General features: G+C 45.6%; 23 protein-coding genes. 15 read left to right on the top strand and 8 right to left on the bottom strand.

The features are described 5' to 3' along the window. Positions 1-60 precede the first annotated feature (60 nt). A complete protein-coding gene (locus ACHKAR_RS02710) occupies positions 61-2,700 on the top strand; it encodes a DNA gyrase/topoisomerase IV subunit A (protein ID WP_395416068.1) in 2,640 nt (879 codons plus the stop codon). Positions 2,701-2,731: 31 nt separating this feature from the next. Further along, positions 2,732-3,379, top strand: coding sequence for a SanA/YdcF family protein (locus ACHKAR_RS02705; protein ID WP_395416067.1), 648 nt, complete (start codon positions 2,732-2,734; stop codon positions 3,377-3,379). Here the strand turns inward: ACHKAR_RS02705 and ACHKAR_RS02700 are convergent. Continuing rightward, the gene (locus tag ACHKAR_RS02700) at positions 3,369-3,683 is read right to left on the bottom strand and encodes a hypothetical protein (RefSeq protein WP_159580031.1); all 315 of its coding nucleotides are present in this window, start codon (positions 3,681-3,683) and stop codon (positions 3,369-3,371) included. The two genes, ACHKAR_RS02705 and ACHKAR_RS02700, sit on opposite strands and share 11 nt — an antisense overlap. Before the next feature lie 57 nt (positions 3,684-3,740). Between ACHKAR_RS02700 and ACHKAR_RS02695 the strand changes: the two genes are divergently transcribed. From ACHKAR_RS02695 to ACHKAR_RS02680, 4 genes are read left to right on the top strand one after another with little or no spacing between them, the layout of a single operon-like run. Further along, complete coding sequence (locus ACHKAR_RS02695) at positions 3,741-4,757, top strand: endonuclease/exonuclease/phosphatase family protein (protein ID WP_395416066.1); 1,017 nt, start codon at positions 3,741-3,743, stop codon at positions 4,755-4,757. Positions 4,758-4,813: 56 nt separating this feature from the next. Continuing rightward, positions 4,814-5,278, top strand: a complete 465-nt coding sequence (locus ACHKAR_RS02690) for a hypothetical protein (RefSeq protein WP_159580027.1) — start codon at positions 4,814-4,816, stop codon at positions 5,276-5,278. 14 nt (positions 5,279-5,292) lie between these two features. Beyond that, positions 5,293-5,892, top strand: coding sequence for a rhomboid family intramembrane serine protease (locus tag ACHKAR_RS02685; protein ID WP_255465064.1), 600 nt, complete (start codon positions 5,293-5,295; stop codon positions 5,890-5,892). A 40-nt stretch (positions 5,893-5,932) separates the two neighbouring features. Beyond that, positions 5,933-6,979: a PA0069 family radical SAM protein gene (locus tag ACHKAR_RS02680; protein WP_395416065.1), complete on the top strand. Its 1,047-nt coding sequence runs from the start codon at positions 5,933-5,935 to the stop codon at positions 6,977-6,979. Here ACHKAR_RS02680 and ACHKAR_RS02675 read toward each other — a convergent pair. From ACHKAR_RS02675 to ACHKAR_RS02665, 3 genes are all read right to left on the bottom strand, one after another. After that, positions 6,976-7,332, bottom strand: coding sequence for a DoxX family protein (locus ACHKAR_RS02675; protein WP_395416064.1), 357 nt, complete (start codon positions 7,330-7,332; stop codon positions 6,976-6,978). The genes ACHKAR_RS02680 and ACHKAR_RS02675 overlap by 4 nt on opposite strands. Before the next feature lie 83 nt (positions 7,333-7,415). Next, positions 7,416-8,120, bottom strand: a complete 705-nt coding sequence (locus ACHKAR_RS02670) for a hypothetical protein (protein ID WP_395416063.1) — start codon at positions 8,118-8,120, stop codon at positions 7,416-7,418. After that, on the bottom strand, positions 8,117-9,157 hold the full coding sequence (locus ACHKAR_RS02665; protein WP_395416062.1) for an AMP-binding protein: 1,041 nt from the start codon (positions 9,155-9,157) through the stop codon (positions 8,117-8,119). The genes ACHKAR_RS02670 and ACHKAR_RS02665 overlap by 4 nt, the downstream gene beginning before the upstream one ends. A 13-nt stretch (positions 9,158-9,170) precedes the next feature. Between ACHKAR_RS02665 and ACHKAR_RS02660 the strand changes: the two genes are divergently transcribed. Genes ACHKAR_RS02660 through ACHKAR_RS02650 form a run of 3 tightly spaced genes read left to right on the top strand, consistent with a single transcriptional unit; the run spans position 9,171 to position 12,152 of the window. Continuing rightward, a complete protein-coding gene (locus ACHKAR_RS02660; RefSeq protein ID WP_395416061.1) occupies positions 9,171-9,713 on the top strand; it encodes an RNA polymerase sigma-70 factor in 543 nt (180 codons plus the stop codon). A gap of 4 nt (positions 9,714-9,717) precedes the next feature. Further along, complete coding sequence (locus ACHKAR_RS02655) at positions 9,718-11,139, top strand: carboxypeptidase-like regulatory domain-containing protein (RefSeq protein WP_395416060.1); 1,422 nt, start codon at positions 9,718-9,720, stop codon at positions 11,137-11,139. Positions 11,140-11,195: 56 nt separating this feature from the next. After that, complete coding sequence (locus tag ACHKAR_RS02650; RefSeq protein WP_395416059.1) at positions 11,196-12,152, top strand: FecR family protein; 957 nt, start codon at positions 11,196-11,198, stop codon at positions 12,150-12,152. 81 nt (positions 12,153-12,233) lie between these two features. On the opposite strand, the gene menD is transcribed toward ACHKAR_RS02650, so the two are convergent. Genes menD through ACHKAR_RS02635 form a run of 3 tightly spaced genes read right to left on the bottom strand, consistent with a single transcriptional unit; the run spans position 12,234 to position 15,546 of the window. Further along, positions 12,234-13,928, bottom strand: coding sequence for a 2-succinyl-5-enolpyruvyl-6-hydroxy-3-cyclohexene-1-carboxylic-acid synthase (gene menD, locus ACHKAR_RS02645; protein WP_395416058.1), 1,695 nt, complete (start codon positions 13,926-13,928; stop codon positions 12,234-12,236). Then, on the bottom strand, positions 13,925-15,121 hold the full coding sequence (locus ACHKAR_RS02640) for an isochorismate synthase (RefSeq protein ID WP_395416057.1): 1,197 nt from the start codon (positions 15,119-15,121) through the stop codon (positions 13,925-13,927). The genes menD and ACHKAR_RS02640 overlap by 4 nt, the downstream gene beginning before the upstream one ends. A 5-nt stretch (positions 15,122-15,126) precedes the next feature. Beyond that, complete coding sequence (locus ACHKAR_RS02635; RefSeq protein ID WP_395416056.1) at positions 15,127-15,546, bottom strand: hotdog fold thioesterase; 420 nt, start codon at positions 15,544-15,546, stop codon at positions 15,127-15,129. Between the two features lie 132 nt (positions 15,547-15,678). Here ACHKAR_RS02635 and ACHKAR_RS02630 point away from each other — a divergent pair, with 132 nt between their 5' ends. From ACHKAR_RS02630 to ACHKAR_RS02605, 6 genes are all read left to right on the top strand, one after another. Next, entirely contained in the window at positions 15,679-16,290 is a 612-nt protein-coding gene (locus ACHKAR_RS02630; RefSeq protein ID WP_395416055.1) for a histidine phosphatase family protein, read from the top strand. 15 nt (positions 16,291-16,305) lie between these two features. Then, complete coding sequence (gene ligD / locus ACHKAR_RS02625; RefSeq protein WP_395416054.1) at positions 16,306-18,612, top strand: non-homologous end-joining DNA ligase; 2,307 nt, start codon at positions 16,306-16,308, stop codon at positions 18,610-18,612. A 208-nt stretch (positions 18,613-18,820) separates the two neighbouring features. After that, on the top strand, positions 18,821-19,663 hold the full coding sequence (gene ku, locus ACHKAR_RS02620) for a non-homologous end joining protein Ku (protein ID WP_159580001.1): 843 nt from the start codon (positions 18,821-18,823) through the stop codon (positions 19,661-19,663). Continuing rightward, positions 19,663-20,274, top strand: coding sequence for a tetratricopeptide repeat protein (locus ACHKAR_RS02615; protein ID WP_395416052.1), 612 nt, complete (start codon positions 19,663-19,665; stop codon positions 20,272-20,274). Before ku ends, ACHKAR_RS02615 begins: the two co-directional genes overlap by 1 nt. After that, positions 20,274-20,636: a hypothetical protein gene (locus ACHKAR_RS02610; RefSeq protein ID WP_395416051.1), complete on the top strand. Its 363-nt coding sequence runs from the start codon at positions 20,274-20,276 to the stop codon at positions 20,634-20,636. The genes ACHKAR_RS02615 and ACHKAR_RS02610 overlap by 1 nt, the downstream gene beginning before the upstream one ends. Before the next feature lie 248 nt (positions 20,637-20,884). Beyond that, positions 20,885-21,085 (top strand): hypothetical protein, encoded by a 201-nt coding sequence (locus ACHKAR_RS02605; protein WP_395416050.1) that lies wholly within the window; start codon positions 20,885-20,887, stop codon positions 21,083-21,085. On the opposite strand, the gene ACHKAR_RS02600 is transcribed toward ACHKAR_RS02605, so the two are convergent. After that, positions 21,086-24,625, bottom strand: coding sequence for a caspase family protein (locus ACHKAR_RS02600; RefSeq protein WP_395416049.1), 3,540 nt, complete (start codon positions 24,623-24,625; stop codon positions 21,086-21,088). It lies immediately after the preceding gene. Positions 24,626-24,692: the final 67 nt, after the last annotated feature.

Below are 24,692 nucleotides of genomic sequence, written 5' to 3'. Positions count from 1 at the left end.
GTAACGTGTGGAATTTGGATCTAAATGTAAATTCTATAGCAAGTCAAAATACAGGATCTCATGAGTGAAGAAAACGGCAGAGAAGAAGAAGAGCTGCATGAAGTAATCCCGGTTTCGGGAATGTATGAAAATTGGTTTTTGGATTATGCCTCCTATGTGATCATGGAGCGAGCCGTACCGGCCATTGAGGATGGGCTCAAGCCCGTACAGCGCAGGATACTCCATGCCCTGAAGGAAATGGATGACGGACGGTTTAACAAAGTAGCCAACGTCATAGGAAGTACCATGCAGTACCACCCTCACGGTGATGCGTCTATTGGTGATGCCATTGTCAATATTGGGCAAAAGAACCTCCTGATCGATACGCAGGGTAACTGGGGAGATGTTCGCACAGGAGACAGTGCTGCTGCTGCCAGGTACATAGAGGCACGCCTTTCGAAGTTTGCGCTGGATGTCATTTACAATGCTCAAACGACCACCTGGCAACTGTCCTATGACGGTCGTAAAAAGGAACCGGTTACTTTTCCCGTCAAGTTTCCGCTGCTTCTGGCCCAGGGAGTAGAGGGTATAGCCGTTGGCTTATCTACCAAAGTGCTTCCGCATAATTTCTGCGAGATCTTAGAAGGAGCAATCAATATCCTGAAAGGAAAGAAAGTGGTGCTCTATCCGGACTTTCTGACCGGAGGGAAAATAGATGTATCAGACTACAATGATGGTAAGCGAGGCGGAAAGGTCAGAGTAAGAGCGGTCATCGAGGAAATGGATAGCAAGACGCTGATCATCAAGGATATTCCGTTTGGAACCACCACTACCTCACTCATTGAGTCCATCATCAAAGCCAATGATAAGGGTAAAATCAAGATCAAGAAAGTTATTGACAATACCGCTAAGGATATTGAGATACAGATCCAGTTAGCACCAAACACTTCACCTGACATCACCATTGATGCACTTTATGCATTCACCGATTGTGAGGTGTCCATTTCGCCCAATGCCTGTGTGATTTACGACGATAAACCACAGTTTTTGGATGTGACAGAGATCCTGAAGCATTCGGTGGACCAAACAGTGGGGCTACTAAGGCAGGAGTTGGAGATCAGACGAGGTGAGTTGATGGAGAAAATTCTCTTTTCTTCCCTCGAAAAGATCTTTATCGAAAACAGGATCTATCGCGACATAGAGGAGTGTGAGACCTGGGAAGCCGTACTCCAGACCATTGATAAAGGGTTGGACCCATTCAAACCTCAGTTTTACAGGGACATTACTCAGGATGATATTATCCGGCTGACGGAAATTAAGATCAAGCGGATCTCCAAGTTTGATGCCTTCAAGGCAGATGAACTGATGCGTAAGCTCACTGAAGAACTTGAGGAGACAGAGCACCATCTGGCACACATTACCGAGTTTGCTATAGCCTATTACAAGAATCTGTTGGATAAATACGGCAAGGGCCGGGAACGCAAAACCGAAATTGCCAACTTCGATACCATATCAGCTGCTGTGGTAGCCGCTAATAATGCTAAGCTCTATGTGAACAGGGAGGATGGATTTATTGGTTATGGCCTCAAAAAAGATGAGTTTGTTTGTGAATGCTCTGACATTGACGATATCATCATTTTCCGCAAGGATGGTGTGTGCCAGGTAACCAGAATACAAGAAAAGGTCTTTGTAGGTAAGAACATTATTTACGCCGGGGTATTTAACAAAGCCGATGAGCGCATGGTCTATAACCTGGCTTATGTGGACGGGAAGAGTGGGCGCAGTATGGTGAAGCGCTTTCAGGTGCTTTCTGTGACCAGAGATAGGGAATATGACCTGACCAAAGGGGGCAAAGGTTCTCGGGTTCATTACTTCTCAGCCAACCCCAATGGAGAGGCGGAGGTAGTGACCGTGTATCTCACTCCGGCCAGCAAGGCGCGTAAGAAAGTTTTTGATTTTGACTTTGCAGAAATTGAAATCAAGGGAAGAGGAGCCGGAGGAAATATCCTCACCAAACAGCCCGTAAGAAAGGTGCAGTTTAAGTCGGCGGGAGTGTCTACGCTAGGTGGCCTGGATGTATGGTATGATGAGGTGATTGGCCGACTCAATACGGACAAAAGAGGTAATCACCTGGGCAACTTCAAAGCAGAAGATCATATCATTGTGTTTTACAAGGATGGGAGCTATGAACTGACCAGTTTTGAGCTAACGAATAGGTATGAGCCCAACCAGGTTCTTGGGCTTTTCAAGCATGAAAAGGATTTACCGATCAATGCGGTTCACTATGATGCTGGCAATAAGGTCTATTACGTCAAGCGATTCCTGATAGAGACAACCACCCTTGACAAGCGATTCAGTTTTGTTTCTGAAGCCAAAGGCTCTAAACTTATTTTTGCCAATAACAGCGATAATACACTGATCTCCGTTACTTATAAGGACGGGCGCAAAAATGAAACTGCCCAATTGGATCTGGCAGAAGTCATTGACGTGAAAGGATGGAAAGCACTGGGTAATAAATGCCCATATCAGAACATTCTTTCTGCCGCGGAGGTCACTCCTCAAAAAGAGGAAGAGGAAGTGGATGATGAAAATGAACAAAAAGAAACAGGCAAGACAGCAGTGGATCTGGAGGCATTAAAGAGCAATATTAAGCATGAAGTGGAGGAAGAGGACAATCAGTTGGGGCTTTTCGGAGGGAAAAGCAAGGATGAAGAAGACTAAGCCTGTAAAGGACAAATCAATTAAAAGCTAAATGCAATTGCTCAAGAAAATCGCTAAGTATGCAGTGATCATGGTTGGGGCTATCAGCGTACTCGTGTTAGGCCTCAATTTCTGGATCATTTCAAGCACCAGCGGTCAGATCTATTACAACATCACTCAGGTTCCCAGTAAGAAGGTTGCGCTTTTATTGGGAACCAGCAAGCGGACAGTAAAGGGCGGTACCAACAAGTACTTTAAAGAGCGAATAGACGCCACTGCCGAGCTGTATCATCGGGGGGTGATTGATCATGTCATTGTGAGTGGAGATAATAACACAGTTTATTATAACGAACCAAAGGATATGCTCAATGCCCTGATGGCTCTGGGGGTGTCTCAGGCTGATATCACTCTGGATTTTGCGGGGTTCCGTACCCTGGACTCGGTTGTTCGCTCAAAACTCATTTTTGGCCAGGATGAGCTGATCATTATCACTCAGGATTTTCATTGCTACCGGGCACTTTTCATTGCGGATTATTATGGCATGGATGCCGTTGCTTTTTCTGCCGACAATAAGGACCAGCTACCGCTATCCTTGGCCATTCGAGAGATTTTGGCACGTACTAATACGGTTCTGGATCTTTACGTTTTCAATAGAGGACCCAAGTTTTTGGGTGAAAAAGAAAAGCTCCCTATAGATTGAAGCGGTTGTTCATCTCCTGAACCGCAGCTTTACACTCACTTTCTATTTGCAGGATCTGCTCCAGTGTCACCGTTTCAGGTTGCTCCTGTATACCAACGGCTATTTCTAGGCTGGCAAGCCCCAGCATTTCCAGGGAAGGCTTTAGTTGATGTGCGAGTTTTTTGTTACTGTCAAAATTACCTGTCTCCAGGGAAATTTTGAGCTTCTCTATGATACTGGTGGAGTTGGATTCAAACGTCGATATAAATTCTTGAATGAACGCCGTATCACCGTCACTGATCGAAATCAAGTATGAAAAATCCATATTATCAGGCATTGTAAATTCTAATAAATTTAACTTGCTCCCAGTTAACACGCACGAATGGCGAGAATAATTATTACTCTACTCTTTTTTGTTACTCTGGGAATTACCTCACTTTTTATTGTCGCTTCAGAAGGCAATCTGGAAAAAGATCAACACTTCAGTACAACGCAATATGACAGCAAGATAAAGCAATTTGAGCGATCAGACACCCTCAGCGTTGTGACGTTCAATATAGGCTATCTATCTGGGATGACCAATAATCTCGCGGTGGAACGCGTAGAGGAATTGTATCACCAGAACTTGTCGGTGGCTCTGAAAACCCTTGAAAGGATCGAAGCGGATATGATAGGTCTCCAGGAGGTTGATTTCGGTTCGCAGCGTTCCTTTATGTACAACCAGCTGGATAGTTTGGCCCTGCAGTTGGACTATCCCTATGCCTACCGTTCTGTGAATTGGGATAAGAAATTCGTGCCATTTCCCTACTGGCCATTGGGGCATCAGTTTGGAAAAATGCTCTCCGGTCAGGCTATTTTATCCATGTTTCCGGTGGCTAACGCACAGACCATCACCCTGATCAAACCAATCAACACTTCTTTTGTATACAATGCCTTTTATATCGATCGACTGGTACAGGTGTGTGATCTCGTATTGGCCCCTGGGGATACCATTCGTGTGATGAACCTTCATTTGGAGGCTTTCGACCAGGAGACCAGACTGGCACAGGCCGAGACCGTGAAGCAACTCTTCGAATCCTATTCGGATCAACTCCCGGTATTGCTGATCGGTGACTTTAACAGCCAGCCGGAGTACCTGCAGCCAGATGATGCCATGAGTGTGATCATGTCCGCCAAACATATACGGTCAGCTGTAGACTCTTTGACCTATGAAAGTTCACCCGCGTCATTCAATACTTTCAACAGTAGGGAGCCCTATCAGATGATCGATTATATACTTTACAATGAGAATTTTATCACAAGCGTGGGACAAAGTGTAATCTCCGAAACAGGAGAAATTTCCGATCACTTACCTCTACTGATGAAGTTTGTGCTACGGGGTGAAAATGATGAGAATTAATTACGGGTAAACACTCATTTTTTACTATTTTCGAGCGAGTTTCAATAGACACAATAATGATCAAAGAATTCGAAAACCTAAGAGAAGAAGAGATTGATGTTTTGCTGACTGCCCCGGTGTATGTAGCAATCCTGATAGCGGGCGCTGATGGCAATATTGACAAGAGCGAAAGAAAAGAAGCCATAGACGTGGCACATAGCAAGCAGAGTAGAGCGAGAGAGCAGCTGGTAGACTATTACAAGTTAGTAGGGGAAAGCTTTGAGTCTAAATTCAATAAATTAATAGATGAGCTTCCTGAAAGTGCTGAAGAGCGCAATAAGGTGTTGACAGCTGAGTTGAGGAAACTGAATTTTATTCTTCCCAAAATGGATAAGAATTTTGGTGTGAAGCTACATGCCTCGCTCAAGGAACTGGCTAAGAAAATAGCTGAGGCATCTGGTGGCGTCCTTGGATATTTGTCTGTGAGCTACGAAGAGTCAAAATTGATTGAGCTTCAAATGATCAAGGAGCCAGGTAAATAAACCAATAATATTAAATGATAGAAGCTGCCACTGGCAGCTTTTTTTGTTTCTTTAGCTTACCAATGTACAGATCCAGTGTCATACCACCTCTGAGGTTAGTCTTTCTGATGTGGCTCAGCTTTAGCATTCAGTTCTATGGTTACATAGATTTAGGCTTTCTGGGTATTCTTCCCAGAACAGTCAGTGGTTTGATCGGAATTCTCGCCGCACCCCTCATTCACGGGTCTGTTTCTCATCTGGTTAGCAATACATTTCCAGTTTTATTTCTTGGGAGCGCCGTTTACATCTTTTATGACAGGATTGCCACTCAGGTATTTTTCCATGGTTATTTTCTGACCAATGTATTGGTGTGGGTTATAGGCAGGCCATATTACCACATTGGTGCGAGTGGGCTGGTGTATGCACTGGCCAGTTTTTTGATCTTCTTCGGGATTTTTCGCAGAAACTTTCGCTCTATACTGATTTCCATCATTGTGCTGCTCATATATGGAGGGCTCATTTACGGCATTTATCCGCAGGATTCTTTTGTGAGTTGGGAGTCACACCTGATGGGATTTATAGTGGGGATGGGCAGTGCTTTCGGACTTAGCAAAATACGAAAAGTATATAGCTAATATATTTAGCTTAACTAATTATATTAGTATATTTACTAATATGAAAGGTAAAGGTGCGCAGTACAATCCCACAAATCCATTTTTTAAGCAAGCCGTGGGGCAGTACCATGATGAAGGGATAGACGAGTACACACAGGAGGAGCGGCCAAACAGAACGATCTTTCATGAATCTCCAAAGAATGTACTGAGCAAAAACAACAGTCCTGATTTGCAATTTACTTACTCGGTAAATCCCTATCAGGGGTGTGAGCATGGATGTGTGTATTGCTATGCACGCAACTCCCACACCTATTGGGGCTTCAGTGCCGGGCTGGATTTTGAGAGTAAGATTATTGTGAAAGACAAGGTGGCTGCGTTGCTGGATGCGCAGTTGAGCAAAATCTCCTGGAAGCCTCAGCCCATCATGCTTTCCGGTAACACCGATTGCTATCAGCCAATAGAAAAAGACCTGAAGCTCACCCGTGGTATTTTGGAGGTTATGCTCAAGTACCGAAACCCTGTGAGCATTATCACCAAGAATGCACTGATTTTGAGGGATATGGATTTACTTCAGGCTCTGGCGGAGAAATCTCTTGTGCATGTTTACTTCTCCATTACTACACTGGATGAGTCTCTCAGGGCCAAACTGGAGCCAAGGACTGCTACAGCTACGAAAAAACTGAATGCCATCAGGGAGCTGAGTGCGTTGGGTGTGCCGGTGGGTGTGATGAACGCGCCCATCATACCAGGCCTCAATGATACTGAGGTTCCTGCCATCCTCAAGGCAGCATCGGAGCATGGTGCACTGGCAGCCGGATACACTGTGGTGAGACTGAATGGTCAAATTCGGGAGATTTTTGAGGATTGGATAAAGAAGAGTTTTCCTGATCGAGCCGAAAAAACCATGAATCAGATCAAAGAGCTTCATGGAGGCAAGGCCAATGATACCGATTGGGAGAGAAGGCTACACGGGGCAGGTAACTATGCGCTGATGATCGATCAGCTTTTCCATAACTCGAAGAAGAAGTACTTTGATAACAAAAAAATGCCTCCCTTGAACCTGAACATTTTCAGGAAGGGAGGCAATTATAATCTGTTCGATATTTAATTGGTCAGCTTGCTGCTCATAAAAAAGGCAGCACCCGCCAGGGAGGTAGCTTTTAGGAAATTGGCTGTGTCTCCCTGATCTCCATCCATAAATCCACCGAAATGAACCAGTAGTGCAAATGAAAGTAGCATGATCCCAAGAAGCATCGTAGCTAGCTTTGCTTTCTTGTCAATTACGATGGCCACTACTGCCAGAATATGTCCAAGCCCGGCCAAATATACCCACGCCTCTGGTGCGGGAAATGCCGCTGGTACCATTCCAGACATAGCTGAGGCATTCATGAAATGGAAAAAACCAAACATAGCAAAGGGCAGAACAAAGAGCAGTTTCCCAATGAATCCAAGACTTTTCATAATCAATAAGAGGTTAATGGTTCAAATAAGTGTATCAACATAAAAATTAACCATTAAACCTATGAATACCAAATAGGTATGGGCTATCGCTCCAGTATGTCCAAAATACGGGATTTAATTTTGGAAGCCTTGGGGCCGGCCTGCTCATCAAAGAGCTGATAGCCAGACATAGCGTCCTGGTCAATCCAAAGTCCGTCCCCGGATGGTTTTTCTACCGATTCCCCCTCAAAGTCTATGGTGTACACATCGCTCATCAGCTGATGGAGTTCATCCCAGCTGATGTCCTTTTGGTTGATTTGACACGTTTTGTGTTCAAAGGAGCCCTCCAGCTCGTAAAACGACCGCTCACCATTGGCTTGATGAATAAACTTGAGCTTAAGTTTATCTTCTATCCCTGCTTTTTCATAGATGGCCTGTATCACCTCCTGAAGCCTGTAGTCCCAATCTTCTGCCATTACAGCGATGCCACTGTCTTCCTGACCATCATGCGATATTTCCATGTGCAGATAGATATTGAAATCCTCGCTTTCGTCTTCCAGGTCAACTTCCAGAAGGTCATCATAAAGGTCCTCTACCCATGCCTTGCCCAGGGTACCGGTCCAGCTATAATCATCATTCTCACTGAATCCTTCTTCTTCAATTTCTTCAAGAGTAATCTCATCCCGGTTTAAAAACTCCAGATCGTACTGAATTTTAATTTCTTCCTCGTGAAACTCCATTTCCAACGTGTAGGCAAAAGCAAGAGGAGGGGGCAGTTGCAGGGTCTGGTAAGATACTTTTACTTTCATAAGTTCAATTTTTTGAGTGTTTCAGTCCGATTTACCTTGCCAGAGGGAGTATAGGAAAATCCTGGGCTGTAATAGACTTCTTTGGGGCGACTGTATTGACTGATATGGCTGAAATCCAATGTAACTGGCTCTGGAGATTCCACGATCATCACTACCTTTTGACCCAAAGAAGCGTCTGGTAATCCAGCCACAAAGAACGGCATTTTCAGTTGAGAACTTAAGGATGCTTCCAATATTTCAGGATGAACTTTCACTCCTCCGGAGTTGATGGCAAAATCAGCTCTGCCCAACCACCGGAAATGGCGTGGATCTGTCAGTTCTACTACATCGTTGGTTTGGATCCATTGGTGATCTGTTACCGACCCTTTGACCTTTAGGCATCCACGGTTATCCTGTTGTATCTCAGCATCTCCCAATACCTCGAAGCTGTCATCACCGTCGGTCAGGTTTTTCAAAGCAATGTGTGAGGCCGTTTCAGTCATCCCGTAAGTTTGAAAACACCTCACGACCTTTAGTGATTTGAGCTTAACAATGTACTCATGAGGCAGGGGAGCACCACCGATTAGAATGGTTTTGAATTGCAAGAGCGTATCCGGATGATGATCAAGCAGGTACTGTACCTGCATGGGTACCATGGACACAAGATCGTAGCACTCCTTGCCCAGGACATCAGCCAATCGGGAAGTTGGCGCCACCATGCTCACATCCAAATCATGCGTCAGCGCTCGAATCACTACCATGAGCCCTCCGATATAGTCGGGGTTGATACAGAGAAGAGTAGTTTGATAACTTCCGGTAGGGTCTATGTATTCCATTGATTGCCGTGCGCTGTATTGCAACGCCTCACGGCTAAGGTGTGTCTCTTTCGGGGTGCCCGTGGAGCCAGAGGTAGGCATAGCAAATTCCTTCTGCCCCGCGAGCCATGAGATTATGAATTTTACCACACGAGATTCAAGATCGGAAAGAATATTTTGGTTTATTTTTCCGCTTTTAAGCTCGCCAATGGTTAGCTTTTGCCTTTCAAATTTGAATAACATTAACTGGTATAGTTTGCAAGACCCTGATCAAGTACTGGTAGAACGCCTACGCAACAAAGATAAGCGCGCTTTTGAACTTGTGTTCAATGAGTACTATGGATTGTTGAAATCCTATGCGATGAGATTTATGGATGATCCTGATGATGCCGAGGAGGTGATTCAGGAGGTTTTTGTGAAATTTTGGGAGAAGTGTGATACACTGGCTCCAGACTCATCCATCAAAAGTTATTTATACAGATCTGTACATAACACGTGCCTCAATTTCATCAAACATCAAAAGGTAAAGGACTCTTATCGACAGTACGTGATCACGTTTATGGAAGAAGCCGTAGAGGGTCCTTCCCCCGATGGAGAAAACAGTAACGTGCAGGAACGTATTTTTGAAGCCATTGACAACCTGCCTCCCAGGTGTTCTGAAATTTTTAAGCTCAGTCGCTTTGAGGGACTGAAATATCAGGAGATAGCAGACCACCTGAGCATCTCTATCAAAACGGTGGAGGTTCAGATGGGTAAAGCACTGAAAACCTTAAGAGAAAAACTGAAAGATCTTAATTGAGGCGATGAGATGGAAATGGCTATTTGGGTTTGTTCTGTTCGCCTTTCTCCATTCGGTAAAAGGACAGGATACCACAGATACGCTTTCCATATCCTTTAAGGACCTTCCACTGGAAATTGTACTGGACAGCATCACCTATAAGAGTGGGTATTATTTTTCCTATAATGCTGATGCCATCCCTAAAGGGAGTTTGTATACCCTCACCAGAAAAGGTATCCACATCGACAACCTCTTGAATATACTCCTGGTAGGTACCATGCTGGAGCATTCGAGATACGAGGATCAGATCATCATCAGAGCCAAGCAAGGGGTCTCGAAGGAGGGAGTGGATGGTAGCAGAGGCAAGGTGCAGATAACCGGCTGGGTGCGTGAGTACAGATCTAAAAACGCCATTGAGGGAGTAAATGTATTCATTAATGGAACGACCATCGGCACAGTGACTGATCAGTATGGAAACTACCGGCTGACGGATGTGCCGCACGGAAGCTATATTTTGGTTTTTTCCCATGTGGCATATGAGCTGGCTTCCTATTCCTTTAAGGCCGAAAATAATAATTCTTATGCCATCAATGGGCTGCTGGATTTCAAGGTGCGGACACTGGATCAAATAGAGATCATTTCTGACCCTATCGTGTCTGAGGATGAATGGCCCAGGTACTACAGGATGTTTAAAAAGGAGTTTCTGGGATCCTCCGCCAATGCCTCCCGATGTGAAATACTAAATGCGGAATCTTTGGATTTCTCTTACAATGAAGATACCCGGGTTTTTACAGGGGAAGCTCAGGAGCCACTGATTATCTTGAATGAAGCGCTGGGATATCAGGTGAGCTATGAGCTTGAGCATTTCGAAAGAGACGATGACCGCACGAGTTTTTACGGAAAGGCAAGATTTACGCCATTGGACCCTGAGAACAATCGGATCAGGAAGAAATGGCGCAAGAACAGAATGAAGAGTTATTACGGGTCAATCACGCATTTCTTTAAGTCTTTAATTGCTGATGAACTCAAAGAAGAGGGCTTTAGAATTTATAGCGTCAAGGATATTTCCGAAATATTCAATAAGAAAATGGTTGAGATAGAGCCTGATGACATCCTTGCACGAGGCACCAATCGGTATGAGTGGAAGCTCGATTTTGATGATTATGTAATGGTGAGCTACGACAAGGAGGTCGAAAGCACTCAATACCTGAGTAGCCTTAATGAAGATGAGATTTCATCCAATGGGTTGGGTCCAACTTCCGGGATCAACAGTCATCAGCCTGGAGCTCAGAAATCCATGCTTGAGTTGAAACGTACTTACGTTACTTTGGATCACAACGGTCAGATAAAAGAACCTTTGGGTCTAACCACCATTGGGTACTGGTCCTGGGAGCGGGTGGCAGATTTGATGCCTGCCGATTATGACCCGAAAGCAGATAATCTCTGAAAAAGAATAGGGGGTATATCCATGTTATTTGTTTATTTGTCGGAGTATTAAAGGAAATGGAAGAAGTATTATCAAAGTATTTTTCGGGAGAAGCATCGGACGAAGAAATTAAATCCGTGCACGAGTGGAGGAGTGCCACAGAAAATAACTCAAAAGAGTTTCTTGAGTTCAAGAAAATTTGGTTAACCTCCCAGCCACTTGAAGAAGGAAATCCGGCCATGTTGAACAGTATTTTGGCCGATGAGGAGAGCGCACCGAAAATAATTCCGATTTGGAACCAAAAAATTTTCAGAATTGCTGCAACGGTTATTGTGGCATTGGGGCTGGTGTTTGCGCTTTACCCCAAGAAGGCAAATAACCCTTATGGACAGGTGGTTGCCACGGTGACACCCTTTGAGCTACCAGATGGCACTATCGCCACCTTGCAGCGTGGAGCCAGCATTAGCATTGGCGATTTCAAAGACAAGCGCGAGGTGTTTCTGACCGGAAAAGCATTCTTTGAAGTGGAACGAAATGAAAATAAACCCTTTATCGTGAATACCACCAACGTACTTGTGGAGGTTTTGGGGACTTCATTTGTGGTGGATGCCCGTGAGGAGAGAAATGCCGTGGAGGTAATGGTGAGCAGCGGATCAGTGGCTATGGCTCAAAACCCCGAGGTGTTTGGCAGAAGAGCTATGAAAATCAACCTGGAGAAAGGGGAGATGGGTATCATTCAGCTAGGAGAGCGCGGTATCAAGAAGCGCAAAATTACTGATGATAATTTCCTCTCATGGAAGACAGGAGTGATTACCTTCAAGTCTACCAGCTTGAATGAAGTTTCTAAAACGATGAGTGAAGTGTATGGGGTGACATTTGATTATGAGAATCAGATGCTCAAAAACTGTGTGCTTACAGCTAAGTTTAATGAAAAGACCATTGATGAGGTAGTCGATATCATTGCTGAGACCTTCAATTTCACTTATGTGAAAACCGCAGATAAGATATTATTTACAGGGAATAGCTGTAAATAGCGGAAAAGATTATTGTACGCTAATTAAACAAAGAAAAGCCGGAACTCTTCCGGCTTTTTGAATTTGGCGGGTGGAGTATTATCAGGAAGTGAATGCCTTTTTTACCTGAGCAAATACCTCATTGTTGGTTTCTGGGTCAGTGAATATTTCCAGTAGTCTTGGGGTTTTTCCTTTTTTCACAATGGACTTCATGGCTTTTTCCACACCTGCAGCATCTTTGGCCTGGTAGTAATCAAAACCGTACTCCATGGCCGTGAATCTTGCAGAGTGGGTGTGTCTGGTTTCAAAGTGCTGTTGCAGCTCTGGTAGGGCTGATGGCCCGGGAATTAACCGGAAAATGCCACCACCACCATTGTTAAATACGATGAGAACTAGTTGCCTTAAGTCGTAGTGGTGAAAGAATGCATTTCTGTCATAAAAGAAACTAAGGTCACCGGTGAGCAAAACCGTCAGTCGATTGGATACCAATGATCCTCCCACGGCAGTGCCGTTTGTACCATCTATCCCGCTAGTGCCTCGGTTGGCAAAAACCTCGGTGCCTTTCGGTAATCCCTGTATGAAGTTGACATAGCGGACAGGCATACTATTCGCCACGTGCAGGTCTGTGGAGTCGGGCAGGAGCTTGATCACTTTCGCAAAAGCTGAGAACTCTGAAAACTTCATGTTTTCAAAGCTTTCGGTTAGTCGTCTTTCTCCCTTACTATCCTCCACGGCCCAGTTTTGGGCAAAATTCTTTCTGATCTGAAAACTGAAATCGCTAAGATCTCCCTTTGAGTCAGCCATAGCTGCCAGAAAACGCTCGGGCTTGGCCTGAATGAGCTTGCTCATGCTCTGAAAAGGATCAGCTGATACCATGGCTTCATCGATGTGCCAATGTTCTTTGGGTGGATTCTTACGTAGGAAAATCTTAAGGTTCTTGGAGATCACTGATCGGCCAAATGTCACGAGTAGATCCGGCTGCAGACTCTCTGCGAGCTTACCTTCTACGGAAGCCAGAAAGAGGTCGTGGTGTCGGATGGCGGCCTGTCCTGATATGTTGGAGATCACATCACCAACTACCACCGCCTCACCCGTGAGCCTTCCCAACGCCTCGTTGAGCTCAGGGGTCAGGGGTTGTTGCCCGGGTACGATCAGCCTTTTGTCAAAGTGTTGCCATGCTTCGGCCAAGGATGAAAAGTCAGGTGACAATTCAGAATAATGAGGAGAAATAACCCAAGGGTGATCTGAGAACGTCAATTGATCGTTCGGTTGAGGGTAAAAAGGCTCCCTGAATGGGATATTGATGTGAACCGGTCCTTGCGGAAGCTGTGTGGAAAGGTTCACTGCCTCATTGAGTTTTCGTGAATATTCCCAGGCCAAATCCTCATGCTCAGTCTGAGCAGGTAGTTCAAACGTTTCCTTCACAAAATTTGCAAGTGCACCTACTTGATGGATAGTCTGGCCATCTCGTTGTCCTTGCCATTCAGGTGGTCTGTCTGCAGAGATCACGATAAGGGGGATTTGCTGATACCAGGCTTCAGCGATAGCAGGTGCATAATTGAGCAGAGAGGTACCAGATGTGCAGCAAAGCACCACGGGTTGCCGGAGCTTTTGGGCCATCCCAAGAGCAATAAACCCAGCGGATCGCTCATCGACGATGTTATAGATTTTTATGTCCGGGTTTCTGGAAAAACTGATGGTGAGCGGTGCATTTCTGGAGCCCGGGGAGAGTACCACATGGGTGACACCTTTCAAACTCAGTATTCTGGAAGTATCGAAAACCGTTTGACTAATCATGAATAAATCACCTTTAAGAGGGTTTGCATTTTATTGTTGGTTTCCTGCAGCTCCTTTTCCGGGCGGGAGTTTTCTGTGATGCCTGCCCCGGCATAGAGTCTCGCCTTTTCTTTGAAAAGCTGCATACATCGCAGGTTGACAAACAGTCTTGAGTTTCCGTCTAAGCCAACAGGGCCTAGAAATCCCGCAAAAAGTTCACGTTCGTAGCCTTCATGGGTGCGGATAAAATCATTGGCCAGCCCTCTCGGCGAACCACATACCGCTGATGTGGGGTGTAACAGTTCCAACATCGTACTGCCCAGCAGTGGGCTGTTAGTCTCCTTCATATCCACCTTAAAGGAGGTTTTTAAATGCACCAGGTCTCCGGCTTTCACGGTTTTTGGGCCTACCTCTTCAAACTCCCTCAATCTTATTTTTTTGAAGCATTCGATGATATAGCGACTGACCATGGCTTGTTCAATGATCTCTTTTTGAGTCCAGGGTACATCGCTGAGGTCTTCCACCTCACCCAGCACCTGTGTGCCTGCCAGGGCATCAGTACTGAAGTAGTGTTCGTCCTCAATGGCAATGAGCTTTTCTGGAGTAGCACCCATCCATGCACCAAATGTGGAGGTCTGTACCAGGTAACAGAACGCGTTGGCGTAGGTTTGATCCAGCTTTTCAAAAATCGCGATGGGATCGAAGCCTTCCGGGAGATCAAAATCCTGATAGCGGGAGAGCACGACTTTGTGTAATTCGCCTGATTTGATGTGATCGATGGCCTCAGTGACCATTCCTTCAAAATCAGGATGGAATTCACTTTCCTGAGGGTTTCTGCCTAGTGCCGACAGTTCCACCCGATCTATGGCCAAGGTGAATGCCTCCAGATCAGATGCCTTTAGAGTGGTGCTCAGGGTTACTTTTGATTCGGGCCCCTGAATGTTAATTATAATATCGCCTTTGAGCACCAACGGATTTATTGGATGGCTTTGGTCATAGCTATTGATCACAAAGCACTGTTCAAGACGTTCTATTTCTGCCTCTGCGTGACGTTCTTCACTGGTGATGTCTATCAGGGCCAGAATGTCGGTGGTGTTGGGTAGTCTCCACAAAGCCACAGGGTAGGTGGTGTTCAGCGTTTTTCTTACAAGCTCCAAGGCTTGATGTCTCGTGGAGATTTGCTCAATTGTACTGGCTGTAATTTGCGTACTCATAAGGTCTATTTCTTATCTAAAATGGCCATGGTGATTTTACTAATGGCCACCAAATCTCCAGCTTCGTTGGTGATTCGGATTTCCCAAAGGTGGGTACTACGGCCTACATGCAAAGGTGTTGCTTTGCCATATACGTAGCCTTCACGAGCAGATTTGATATGATTGGCATTGATTTCCAGCCCCACCGCAAACTGCCCCTTGGGAGTCACAATCAAACTCGCTGCCACACTACCCAATGTCTCAGCTAAGGCCACGGAGGCACCACCGTGTAACAGTCCCATGGGTTGTTTGGTTTTCTCTGAGACCGGCATTTTAGCGATAAGATAGTCGTCACCCACTTCGGTGAACTCAATGTCAATGTGAGAGACGAGGGTATTGATGGAAAATTCATTCAACCCCTCTGGGGTAATTCCTTTGGGAAACATGCTTTCTATTTTGCCCTAAAAGTAAGCAAAGGTCGCTATTACACCATGATGGTTTTGGATAATGAATGCTCATTATTGAAGGAAAGTGTTTGAATGAATTAAGTTTGCGGCTTTGGTAAAAACTGAGATCTTTTGAAAAAGCTTTATATCATTCGCCACGGCGAAACAGAGTACAATAAATTGGGCATGGTGCAGGGTAGTGGGATAGATGCTCCCCTCAATGAAACCGGAGAACTACAGGCGGAAGCATTTTATCAGGCTTATCATCACATCCCTTTTCAGAAGATTTATACCTCCAATCTTGGTCGCACACAGCAGACGGTGCAAAAGTTCATCAATCAGGGAATCCCGTATGAGGCATTGGCAGATATGCGTGAGATCAGCTGGGGCTCCCAGGAGGGTGTGGCTTTTACCCCCGAGTCATCCACTGAGTACCAACGGATTTGTGAGTCATGGACACAGGGAGATCTTACTGCCAAAATCCAAAATGGTGAGAACCCACTGGAGGTGGCTGAACGTCAAAAAAGGGCCATGGATTACATCCTGAGTCAACCGAACGAAAACCCGGTGTTGATTTGCATACATGGGCGGGCCATCAGGATCATGATGTGCTGGATGCTCAATTACCCATTGAGCCATATGGATCATTTTGAACACACCAATACCGGACTTTACCTCGTTAACTGGACGGGAAGTCAATTTTCTATTGAGTTATTCAACGAAACTTCGCATCTTGAGCCGTAACGAAGGTGCTGGTGCATGGCTAAGAAAAGAATTCATGTAGAAGTAGGTAAATACAAGCTTGAGCTCTCAAACCTGGATAAAGTACTCTATCCGGAAGGTGAAATACTGAAGGCCCAGGTGATCGAGTATTACCTCACGTTGGCACCCACCATTCTCCGACACATCAAAGGCCGACCGCTCTCGCTGGTGCGCTATCCTGATGGCATCTATGGCGAACAATTTTTTCAAAAAAACCGACCCGACTGGGCACCCGACTGGATCGACTACATCAGGCTTGGAAAGGAGCGAAAGAAGGAATACATCGTGGCTAGAGAAGAGGCTACTCTTGTTTGGCTGGCCAATCTGGCCTGCCTGGAGATTCACCAGATCCATAGCTTCAGTGAGTATGCAGATAAACCCGACTACATTGTTTACGATCTCGATCCCCCCGAAGGAAAGGATGATTTTGAAGAAGTTAAGTCATTGGCATTCAGTCTTAAGGAAGAGCTGGAGCAGTTGGATTATCACGTATTCATAAAAACCACGGGTGGCAAAGGGCTACATCTGATCACGCCACTTGAAGTCAATTATAGTTTTGATGAATGCTTTGATACGGCCAAGAAGATTGCAGAAGCTTTCATCCGAAAGCACAAGAACACTACGCTGCACCTGAACAAAGAGGCAAGAAAAGGCCGGGTACTCATTGACATCTTTCGAAACAAATCTTCGCAAACCATAGTGAGCCCGTACAGCCTTAGAGGCAGGGCAGGAGCTCCTGTATCTGCGCCCATCACCTGGGAGCAGCTTCAGGACATACAAGGCGCTCAGGAGCTGACCATAGCGCTAGTGAAGGACATGGTGCTGAATGATGGTGATCCGTGGGAAGATATTCGCAGTTGGGCAGTGCCATTGCATACAGATACTCAAAGAAGGTCTGTTTATAAAAATTTACCACAGAACCCCAAACACAAGAGTCCCGAGCAGCTGGCCGAATATGAGCAGAAGCGTGATTTCGGAAAGACACCTGAACCTTACGTGCCTGAGGATGATGGTAGGGGCAATCGATTTGTGATTCAGAGACACCATGCTTCTCACCTCCATTATGACCTGCGTCTGGAGCAGGACGGTGTGCTCAAATCCTGGGCGGTGCCCAGAGGAATGCCCCCGGTGCCTGGTGTGAAGCGGCTGGCGGTGCAAACGGAAGATCACCCGCTGGAATACTTGTCATTCGAAGCGGAAATCCCCAAAGGGCAATACGGAGGAGGTATGATGTGGATTTATGCAGCAGGCCGGTATGAGATCACCAAGGAGAAGAAAAACGGCTTTTACTTTAGACTATCAGGTCCACAGATCAATGCAGAATATAGGATGCACCTGATGAAAAATAAAGAATGGTTGCTGGAGCGGGTAGATAAACCCCAGCAGAATTTTCTGGAGATGGAGGTTCAGCCCATGGTGGCAGATGCCTTAAAGAAGCCGCCGAAAGGGAATTATCGCTATGAGGTGAAGTGGGACGGGATCAGGGTCATGATCACGCTGAATGAAGGAAAAATGATCATCAGAAGTCGAAATATGAATGATATCACCGCTCAGTTTCCCGAGTTAAATATTCCCGAAGAAGCCTTTCGTGTTAACAATGGTGTTTTTGATGGCGAGATCGTATGTCTGGATCCGCAGGGCAGGGCTGATTTCCGAAAGGTAATCAAGCGCCTGATGACCAAAAAGCAGATGGAGATTGACTATCAGGTCAGGAAGAATCCTGCGTATTGTTACCTGTTTGATGTTCCTTATCTGGATGGGCGGTCATTAGTCAATGATCCATGGACGCGCCGCAGGGAATGGCTGAAGGACTCTTTCCGGAAAAACACCCCTTATCGGTTCAGTGAAGATATAGAAGATGGGCAGGCGCTCTTTGAAGCCGCCAAGACGATGGGTATAGAAGGTATCATGGCTAAGGATCCACTGGGAAAGTACTATCCAGGTAAAAGATCCACCGCCTGGTATAAAGTAAAGGTGAAAAACACGGTTGATGCCTTTGTGATCGGGTATACCAAAGGAGAAGGGGATCGGGAGCGGTATTTTGGTTCGTTGCACCTGGTAGAGCTGGAGGACGATCAGCTGGCCTACAGAGGTCGGGTGGGCACGGGATTTACTGACAAGCTGCTCGCGGAACTCAAAGACTATTTTGATTCATTGGAAGTAACCGAAAAACCCATCTCCGAAAAAGTATCAGAAGAATCAGTTTGGTTTCGACCAGTACCATGTGAAATCGAGTACACGTCGCTCACTAAAGACAGGCACTATCGGGATGCTGTGTTCAAGCGACTCAGAGAAGACCTTTAGAAGATTACAACAGATAATGGCTATTCAGTTGAAATTCAGGTGGGTGTTGCTTCAAAATTCAATCTGCGCTCTAAGCAGTGGGGCGGGTGATAAGAATAGATAAATTACGTATTTATAAAGAGCTGATAATTAAATATATAAGCCTATTGAGTTGGTTTAATTATTGAATCTTTATTAACTTTCTGCTGAAAGTTAACGCGACAGAGTCATGAGAGCAATTTGGAAGGGTCACATTCGATTTTCCCTGGTCACCATCCCCATCAGGATTTACAATGCCATAGATAACAAGCAGACCATATCTTTTAATCTGCTGTCTAAGGAAACCCACAATCCCGTAAAGTATGAGAAGAAGGATAAGGTAACCGGGGAGACCTTGCGTACTGAAGATATTGTAAAGGGCTATCAGTATGAGCCTGGTCAGTTTGTGATTGTGGACAATGATGATTTTGAAAAAGTAAAACTCAAGAGCACCAAGGTAATTGAGATTGAGGGGTTTGTCGACGCTAGTGAAGTGCATGCCACCCTGTTTGACTCACCTTATTTTGCCGGCCCGGATGGAGATGTAGCAGCCAAAACTTATGGCTTGCTATCCGAAGCGCTCAGGGCTTCAGGAAAAGTAGGGGTAGGTAAAGTGGTACTGCGTGATCGGGAAAACGTCGTTTTGCTCACACCACATGAGGGAGGCATTTTACTGTATAAATTGAGGTATCCTGAGGAAGTAAGAAGCATTAAGCAGGTACCAAAGCTGGATACACTGGAAGAAGCCATCGATGCGGAGCAGCTCAAAATGGCAAATACCCTGATCGACTCTATGACAAAAAGTTTCGAAGACATTAAATTAGAGGATCGATACAATGGTGCACTTAAAGAGGTGATCATGAATAAGATAGAAGGCAAAGAGGTGATCAGTATCACCGAAGAGGAGCCTGAAGTAGTGGATATCATGACCGCTCTGAAGCAAAGTATTGAACAGGCCAAGGCAGACAAGAAGCCTATGAAAAAGGCCAAGAAAGAAGTGGAGGAAACCAAAAAGAAAAGAAAGGCTAGCTAATGGCCAGAGTGATCAAATTTCCAGTAACCCCACCAGAAAAGCTAGGGCCCAAGAAAGTAAAGAGAAAAAGAAGGCGACCCGATCCGGAGGACTATGGCCAGATGAACCTGTTTGATGGCCCAGCCAAAGAGGGGCGACTGGTGAGTTTACCACAGTCCGATAGCTTTTTCGAAGAAGCCCTGATGCTGGATGAACAAAATGATCCAGAGGCAGAGAAATACTATTTACTGGCTATTCAGCATGATCAGTCGGTGGTGGATGCTTACTGCAATTTGGGCATCCTCAAATCTCAGCAGAACGAGCTCGCCAAGAGTATTGACTATCTCACCAAGTGCCTGGAGCTCAACCCAAGGCATTTTGAAGCCCACTATAACCTCGCCAACGTATATTCCGATATGGGCAATTTTCCGCTGGCCAAAACCCATTATGAGGTGTCCATCAATATAGACCCGGATTTTCCTAACAGTTACTACAACCTTGGTCTGGTACTGATTTCGCTAAAAAAATACAAAGAGGCCATTGACGCCATCGATCAATACATCGACAGGTCACCAGACAATGACCATAAAATTGCTTCTGAACTGATAAAAACCTTAAAATCCTTTGCCTAATGAATGATAAAAACCAAATACTCGCTGAGCATTTCGAACGACTCAAAGAACTGATTCCTGAAGTTTACAGCCAAAAGGTGAACGCAGGAGGTGATGAAAATACCCAGCTATTTCAGCTACTCAAAAGAAGCCTTGGGATAGTGGAAGCCATCTACTTACAAGGAGGAAGTCCATTCAATCCGGCCACTGTGGAGGAATACGCCATGGTGATCAAAGAAGTGAAAAGCATGGGCTACAACTACAACGGAAATGAGGGGCTTTTGGAAAAAGCCACTGGTCAGCTCATCATGAAAGCTAAGAAACCCATGGAAAAGGCCAAAGGGAAGAAAAAGGAATCTGGGAGCGATAGAAAGGCCATGTGATGCAGAATTATACCAGGAGTTTGCTAGTCATTTTGGCTGTTTTGAGCCTTATTATATTTTCACACTGCGGTGATGATGATGTAACAGGTACGTGTGCCGGATGCCCGGACGATGCTGTTTGGTCGGTTTTTGGTTCGGAAGAATGCTATAAAACCATTGAGGAGTGCGAAGCAGCAGAAAAGGGTGACTGTGTCATTTGTAATTGATTAGGCAATTCGCATATTTTTAAACACCGAAGAATCCACGTTATGACAAAAAAATTAAGACTTTTCGCCCTTTTGGGCACATTTACGCTTGCAGCGATCACCATTTCCTGTGGAGATGATGATCTGCAAAGTTGCACCCATTGCTCAGATGACGCTCCTTATGGAACCCTGGATGGTGGCTGCTACGCCACTTTGAGTGACTGTGAGAGCAACGAGTCAGGGAATTGTGTCATCTGTCAGTAGTCAATCCACTTTAAGCAATTCTACAATCTGCTCTGTCAGCTGATCAATATTCACGGCTTCCAGATTCACTTCCTTAGGCTCGGTTCCTTTTTTGATCAGGCTGACCCGCGCGCGAATGAGGTCGCCGGATTCGGTGTATCTACCGCTGATGATGGTTGCTCCACTAAAACTTTTATCATCCACGAAGACAATTGGCGCGTCTTTGCTTTTACTCAGCTCCACTAGTTTGCTGTCCATCAGATCGCTGACTCCCAGGCGATCATAGATGGAGCTTTCGTCCTGAAAGCGACTATGAACATACACTGGTTTTGGTGCTTTGATTGCGATCTTCTCGCGCGATGATTCAGAGAGCTTACCGATATCAAAGCTTTTCCCGTCTTCGGGCATTCTGATTTCAGGTCTTTGGATTCCTCCGATTTCCTCTGCCAGTTCGGGTACTTTATTGGCTGCAAACTGAAAGAGATCCATTACATCCACGAATCCGTCTTCATGAAGCGCAGCTCCCTTCATCCCGAAGAGCAGTGAGTAGGTGAGCAGCCCCTGACCAAACAGCGTAGTTTCGTAACTCACAGCATCTGCGGCAGAGCCCGCCAATACAAATAGTCCTGTTCGGTCTTTCATTCGCTCCAGGGCGCGTATTTGCGTAGAACTCATGGCACTTCTGGAAGTGGCCAGGGAGGATGCCAGCCGTCCGGAGTGGCACGCATCGATAATGAGAATTTGCTTTAGAGCCGACACAGATTTGATGTATTCTGTAAACTCGCTACTCGCAATGGCCGAGTTCTCTCTGGTCAGGCTATTGTTCATGTCACCACTTTCTGCAGTACAGGTGAGGTAATAAAAGTCACTATTTTCACCACCCTGGTTTACTCCGTGTCCCGAGAGGTACACTAGCAATACGTCATTGGCTTTGGCTTGTTTGGAGTAGCTTTCAAAAGCAGACTTGATGTTTTCTTTGGTAGGCCAAAAAGCCTCTTCCTGATCGGTCGTCAGGAGTGTGATGTGCGTGTTTTCTGCACCCAGGTATTCTTGCGCACTTAAGCCTATGGCATTGGCCAGGTCAGTGGCATCTTTGGCGGCATATTTCAGATCCAGCGCTTCTCCCGCATAATCAGAGCTACCCGCTATAATGGCGAACAAACGTGGTGTTACGGTGTTTTTCTCTTCTCCGAAAATGTACAAGCTCTTTTCTTCCGAACTAAGTGTTCCATCTGAGTTGTAGGCCTTAATGGATACTTTATTGACCCTGTCATTATATAGAAAAGGGTGGTTAGTGATGTCATAGTCAATCTCTACTGATGCTTCATTGGTCACTGATGCTGCCCGCACATCACTGCTTACTTCTTTTCCATTGATCATGATGATCACCCGTCCAATGCCTCCGCCACTGTTGCTGAGATTGATTCCTAACTTGCCGTTGTTTTTGAGTGGGTGATCCAATGACAGCTCCGGGTAAAGCGAAACTCCCGACAGATCTGCTGAAGTGCGTACCGGTTCAGCATTCAGCCCCAGGAGCTTAGAAAGGAGGTGTGGCTCATAGTAAGCAGATTTCATCTGGGATAATGCCACGATCTTTCCACCCTTCACATAATGCAGTTGATCCATCGCACGAGGCGTAGCGTCAAACAGACCTTTCGGGGTGGTGATCACATATTGGTCATCGTCTAAAGGAACTACCGACCCTTTCAGTGGGTTCTGTGCATTATTCAGGTCCCAGATGTTGATTTTTCCATCCACCGCTGAGCTAAGCAGGTGTCCATTGACAAATGCAATGGAGTTGGTAAACCCGGCATGTCCCTTTAGAGTAGAGGTGACCTGACCGTCCCGAACATCGATGATTTTGATGCTGAAGTCGGGACCACTTTCACCACGTTTGGTGGAGTTTCTGATCCCAATCAGATATTTACCATCGGGTGACCAGTAGATTTTGTCACTGTGTCCTTCTACGGGGATCGTTAGTGTTGAGGTTTTTTGATAATCCTTATCAAAAATGTGGATGGTCTGATCGTCTCGAAGGAGTGCAGCGGTAAGCCCTTGAGCGGAAATGGAAATGTCCTGAATCTCCTTGAGTGGGATTTCCTTGATTACTTTTAGGGAGATGGGATCATAAATACTGAGGCCAGAGGGTGTTTGAAAAACGAGCCTTCTGCCATCGGGCGAAAACTCATACTGCTGACCATCCTTTACCTTTAGGTTTTTGGGTGTCTTGCTTTTGAATTGATAAAAATCAAAGTCGCTGTTGCTACTTTTTCTGAGGATGTATTTGCCTGTGGGATCAAATGTGATGGGGGTGGTGCTGTATTCGCCTTTGGCTTTCAAAGTGAAAATTTCTTCCCTTGAGATCAGGTTCACAACCCTGATTTGTTCATCCATTCCATAGGCTGCTATGACCGGATTCACCGGGTGAAAGTCAATGGCCCGGGTTCCCAATTCACTTCCTGTGAGGATCATATCCGATTGAGTACCAGTAAGGTCTATTACTTTGATGGAGCCATGACCTGAGGCAATGGCCAGCTGATTTTCTGTCCGATTCACGGCAAGGTCATAAACTGCGGCGGCTGTCCCTTTGAATATGGGGCTTGTCCACAGCTTGTTTTTCAGATCATAGGTGCGTATAACCTGCTGATAATCTGCCATCAACAATAAGGTATCTGCGGCTATGGTCATTGCCCTTAACCCAAACTTAAATGCTTCAGAATTTTTATCTGTTTCTATCTCGAAAGAGAGTGGAAGGGCCTGGAGGGTTTTAGCGTCAAATACTTTCACATTTTCATTGGCATCCCGGCCACAGGCATATACCAGGTTCTGAATCGGAACCGAAACCACCCGATAATTTCTCAGACTGAATGGCGCCGACTTAGTGATCCCAAATGTCTTCCAATCAAGCTTGATGAGTTCTCCCGCATCAGTGCCCAAAAAAGCACCCGATTGATCTGAACAGATACTACCAATGCGCGCTTCGGAAACTTTCTGTTGATTGATCACCTCTCCAGTGATGATGTGGATAAGAGCCAGCTCCCCCTGGCCACCGCCTATGATCAGGTAATTTTCCATGACAGAAATGGACTCGATGGATTCAACTGGTGACGACCATTGAGCAATTTGACTGCCAGATGCAGCATTCCATATTCCAATCTGCCCGGCCGAAGCAGTCACCAAAGTGTCTCCGCCGGAGGTAAATCGTACTTGTTTAATTTTTTCGTCATGTGCCTGGATGGTCCATCTCTTCAGGCCATGGTCGCTCCAGAGGATGAGCTGACCACCATCATCTCCACTGGCTAACCACTGCGCCTGGGGATGGTATGAGATGGCATTAACAGATTGCTGATGATGTAGGTGGTATAGCTCTCTTCCCGACACATAGTCCCAGAGTTTTACCTCAGTGGATCCATCAATGGAGGCCATCCACTGCTGTCCAGGTGAGACAGCCATATCCACTACACGCCGGGTATGTCCCAGGGGAATGATTAATTCAGTGTCCTGTGCAGCAACTTGTGATAAAGCTGTGAAGAAGAAGAATAGGGTAGCAAGTGATCTCATGAGGCAATAAATTAGCGGGCTAAATTTAGGTAAAATATGACTTGAAATCTCTTACCAAAAACCAAAC

Origin of the sequence: Marinoscillum luteum, from assembly GCF_044005705.1 — a bacterium.
Classification (GTDB): Bacteria; Bacteroidota; Bacteroidia; order Cytophagales; family Cyclobacteriaceae; genus Marinoscillum; species Marinoscillum luteum.
Note: the sequence above shows the minus strand (reverse complement) of the source record. Positions and strands in the feature narration are given on the sequence as shown.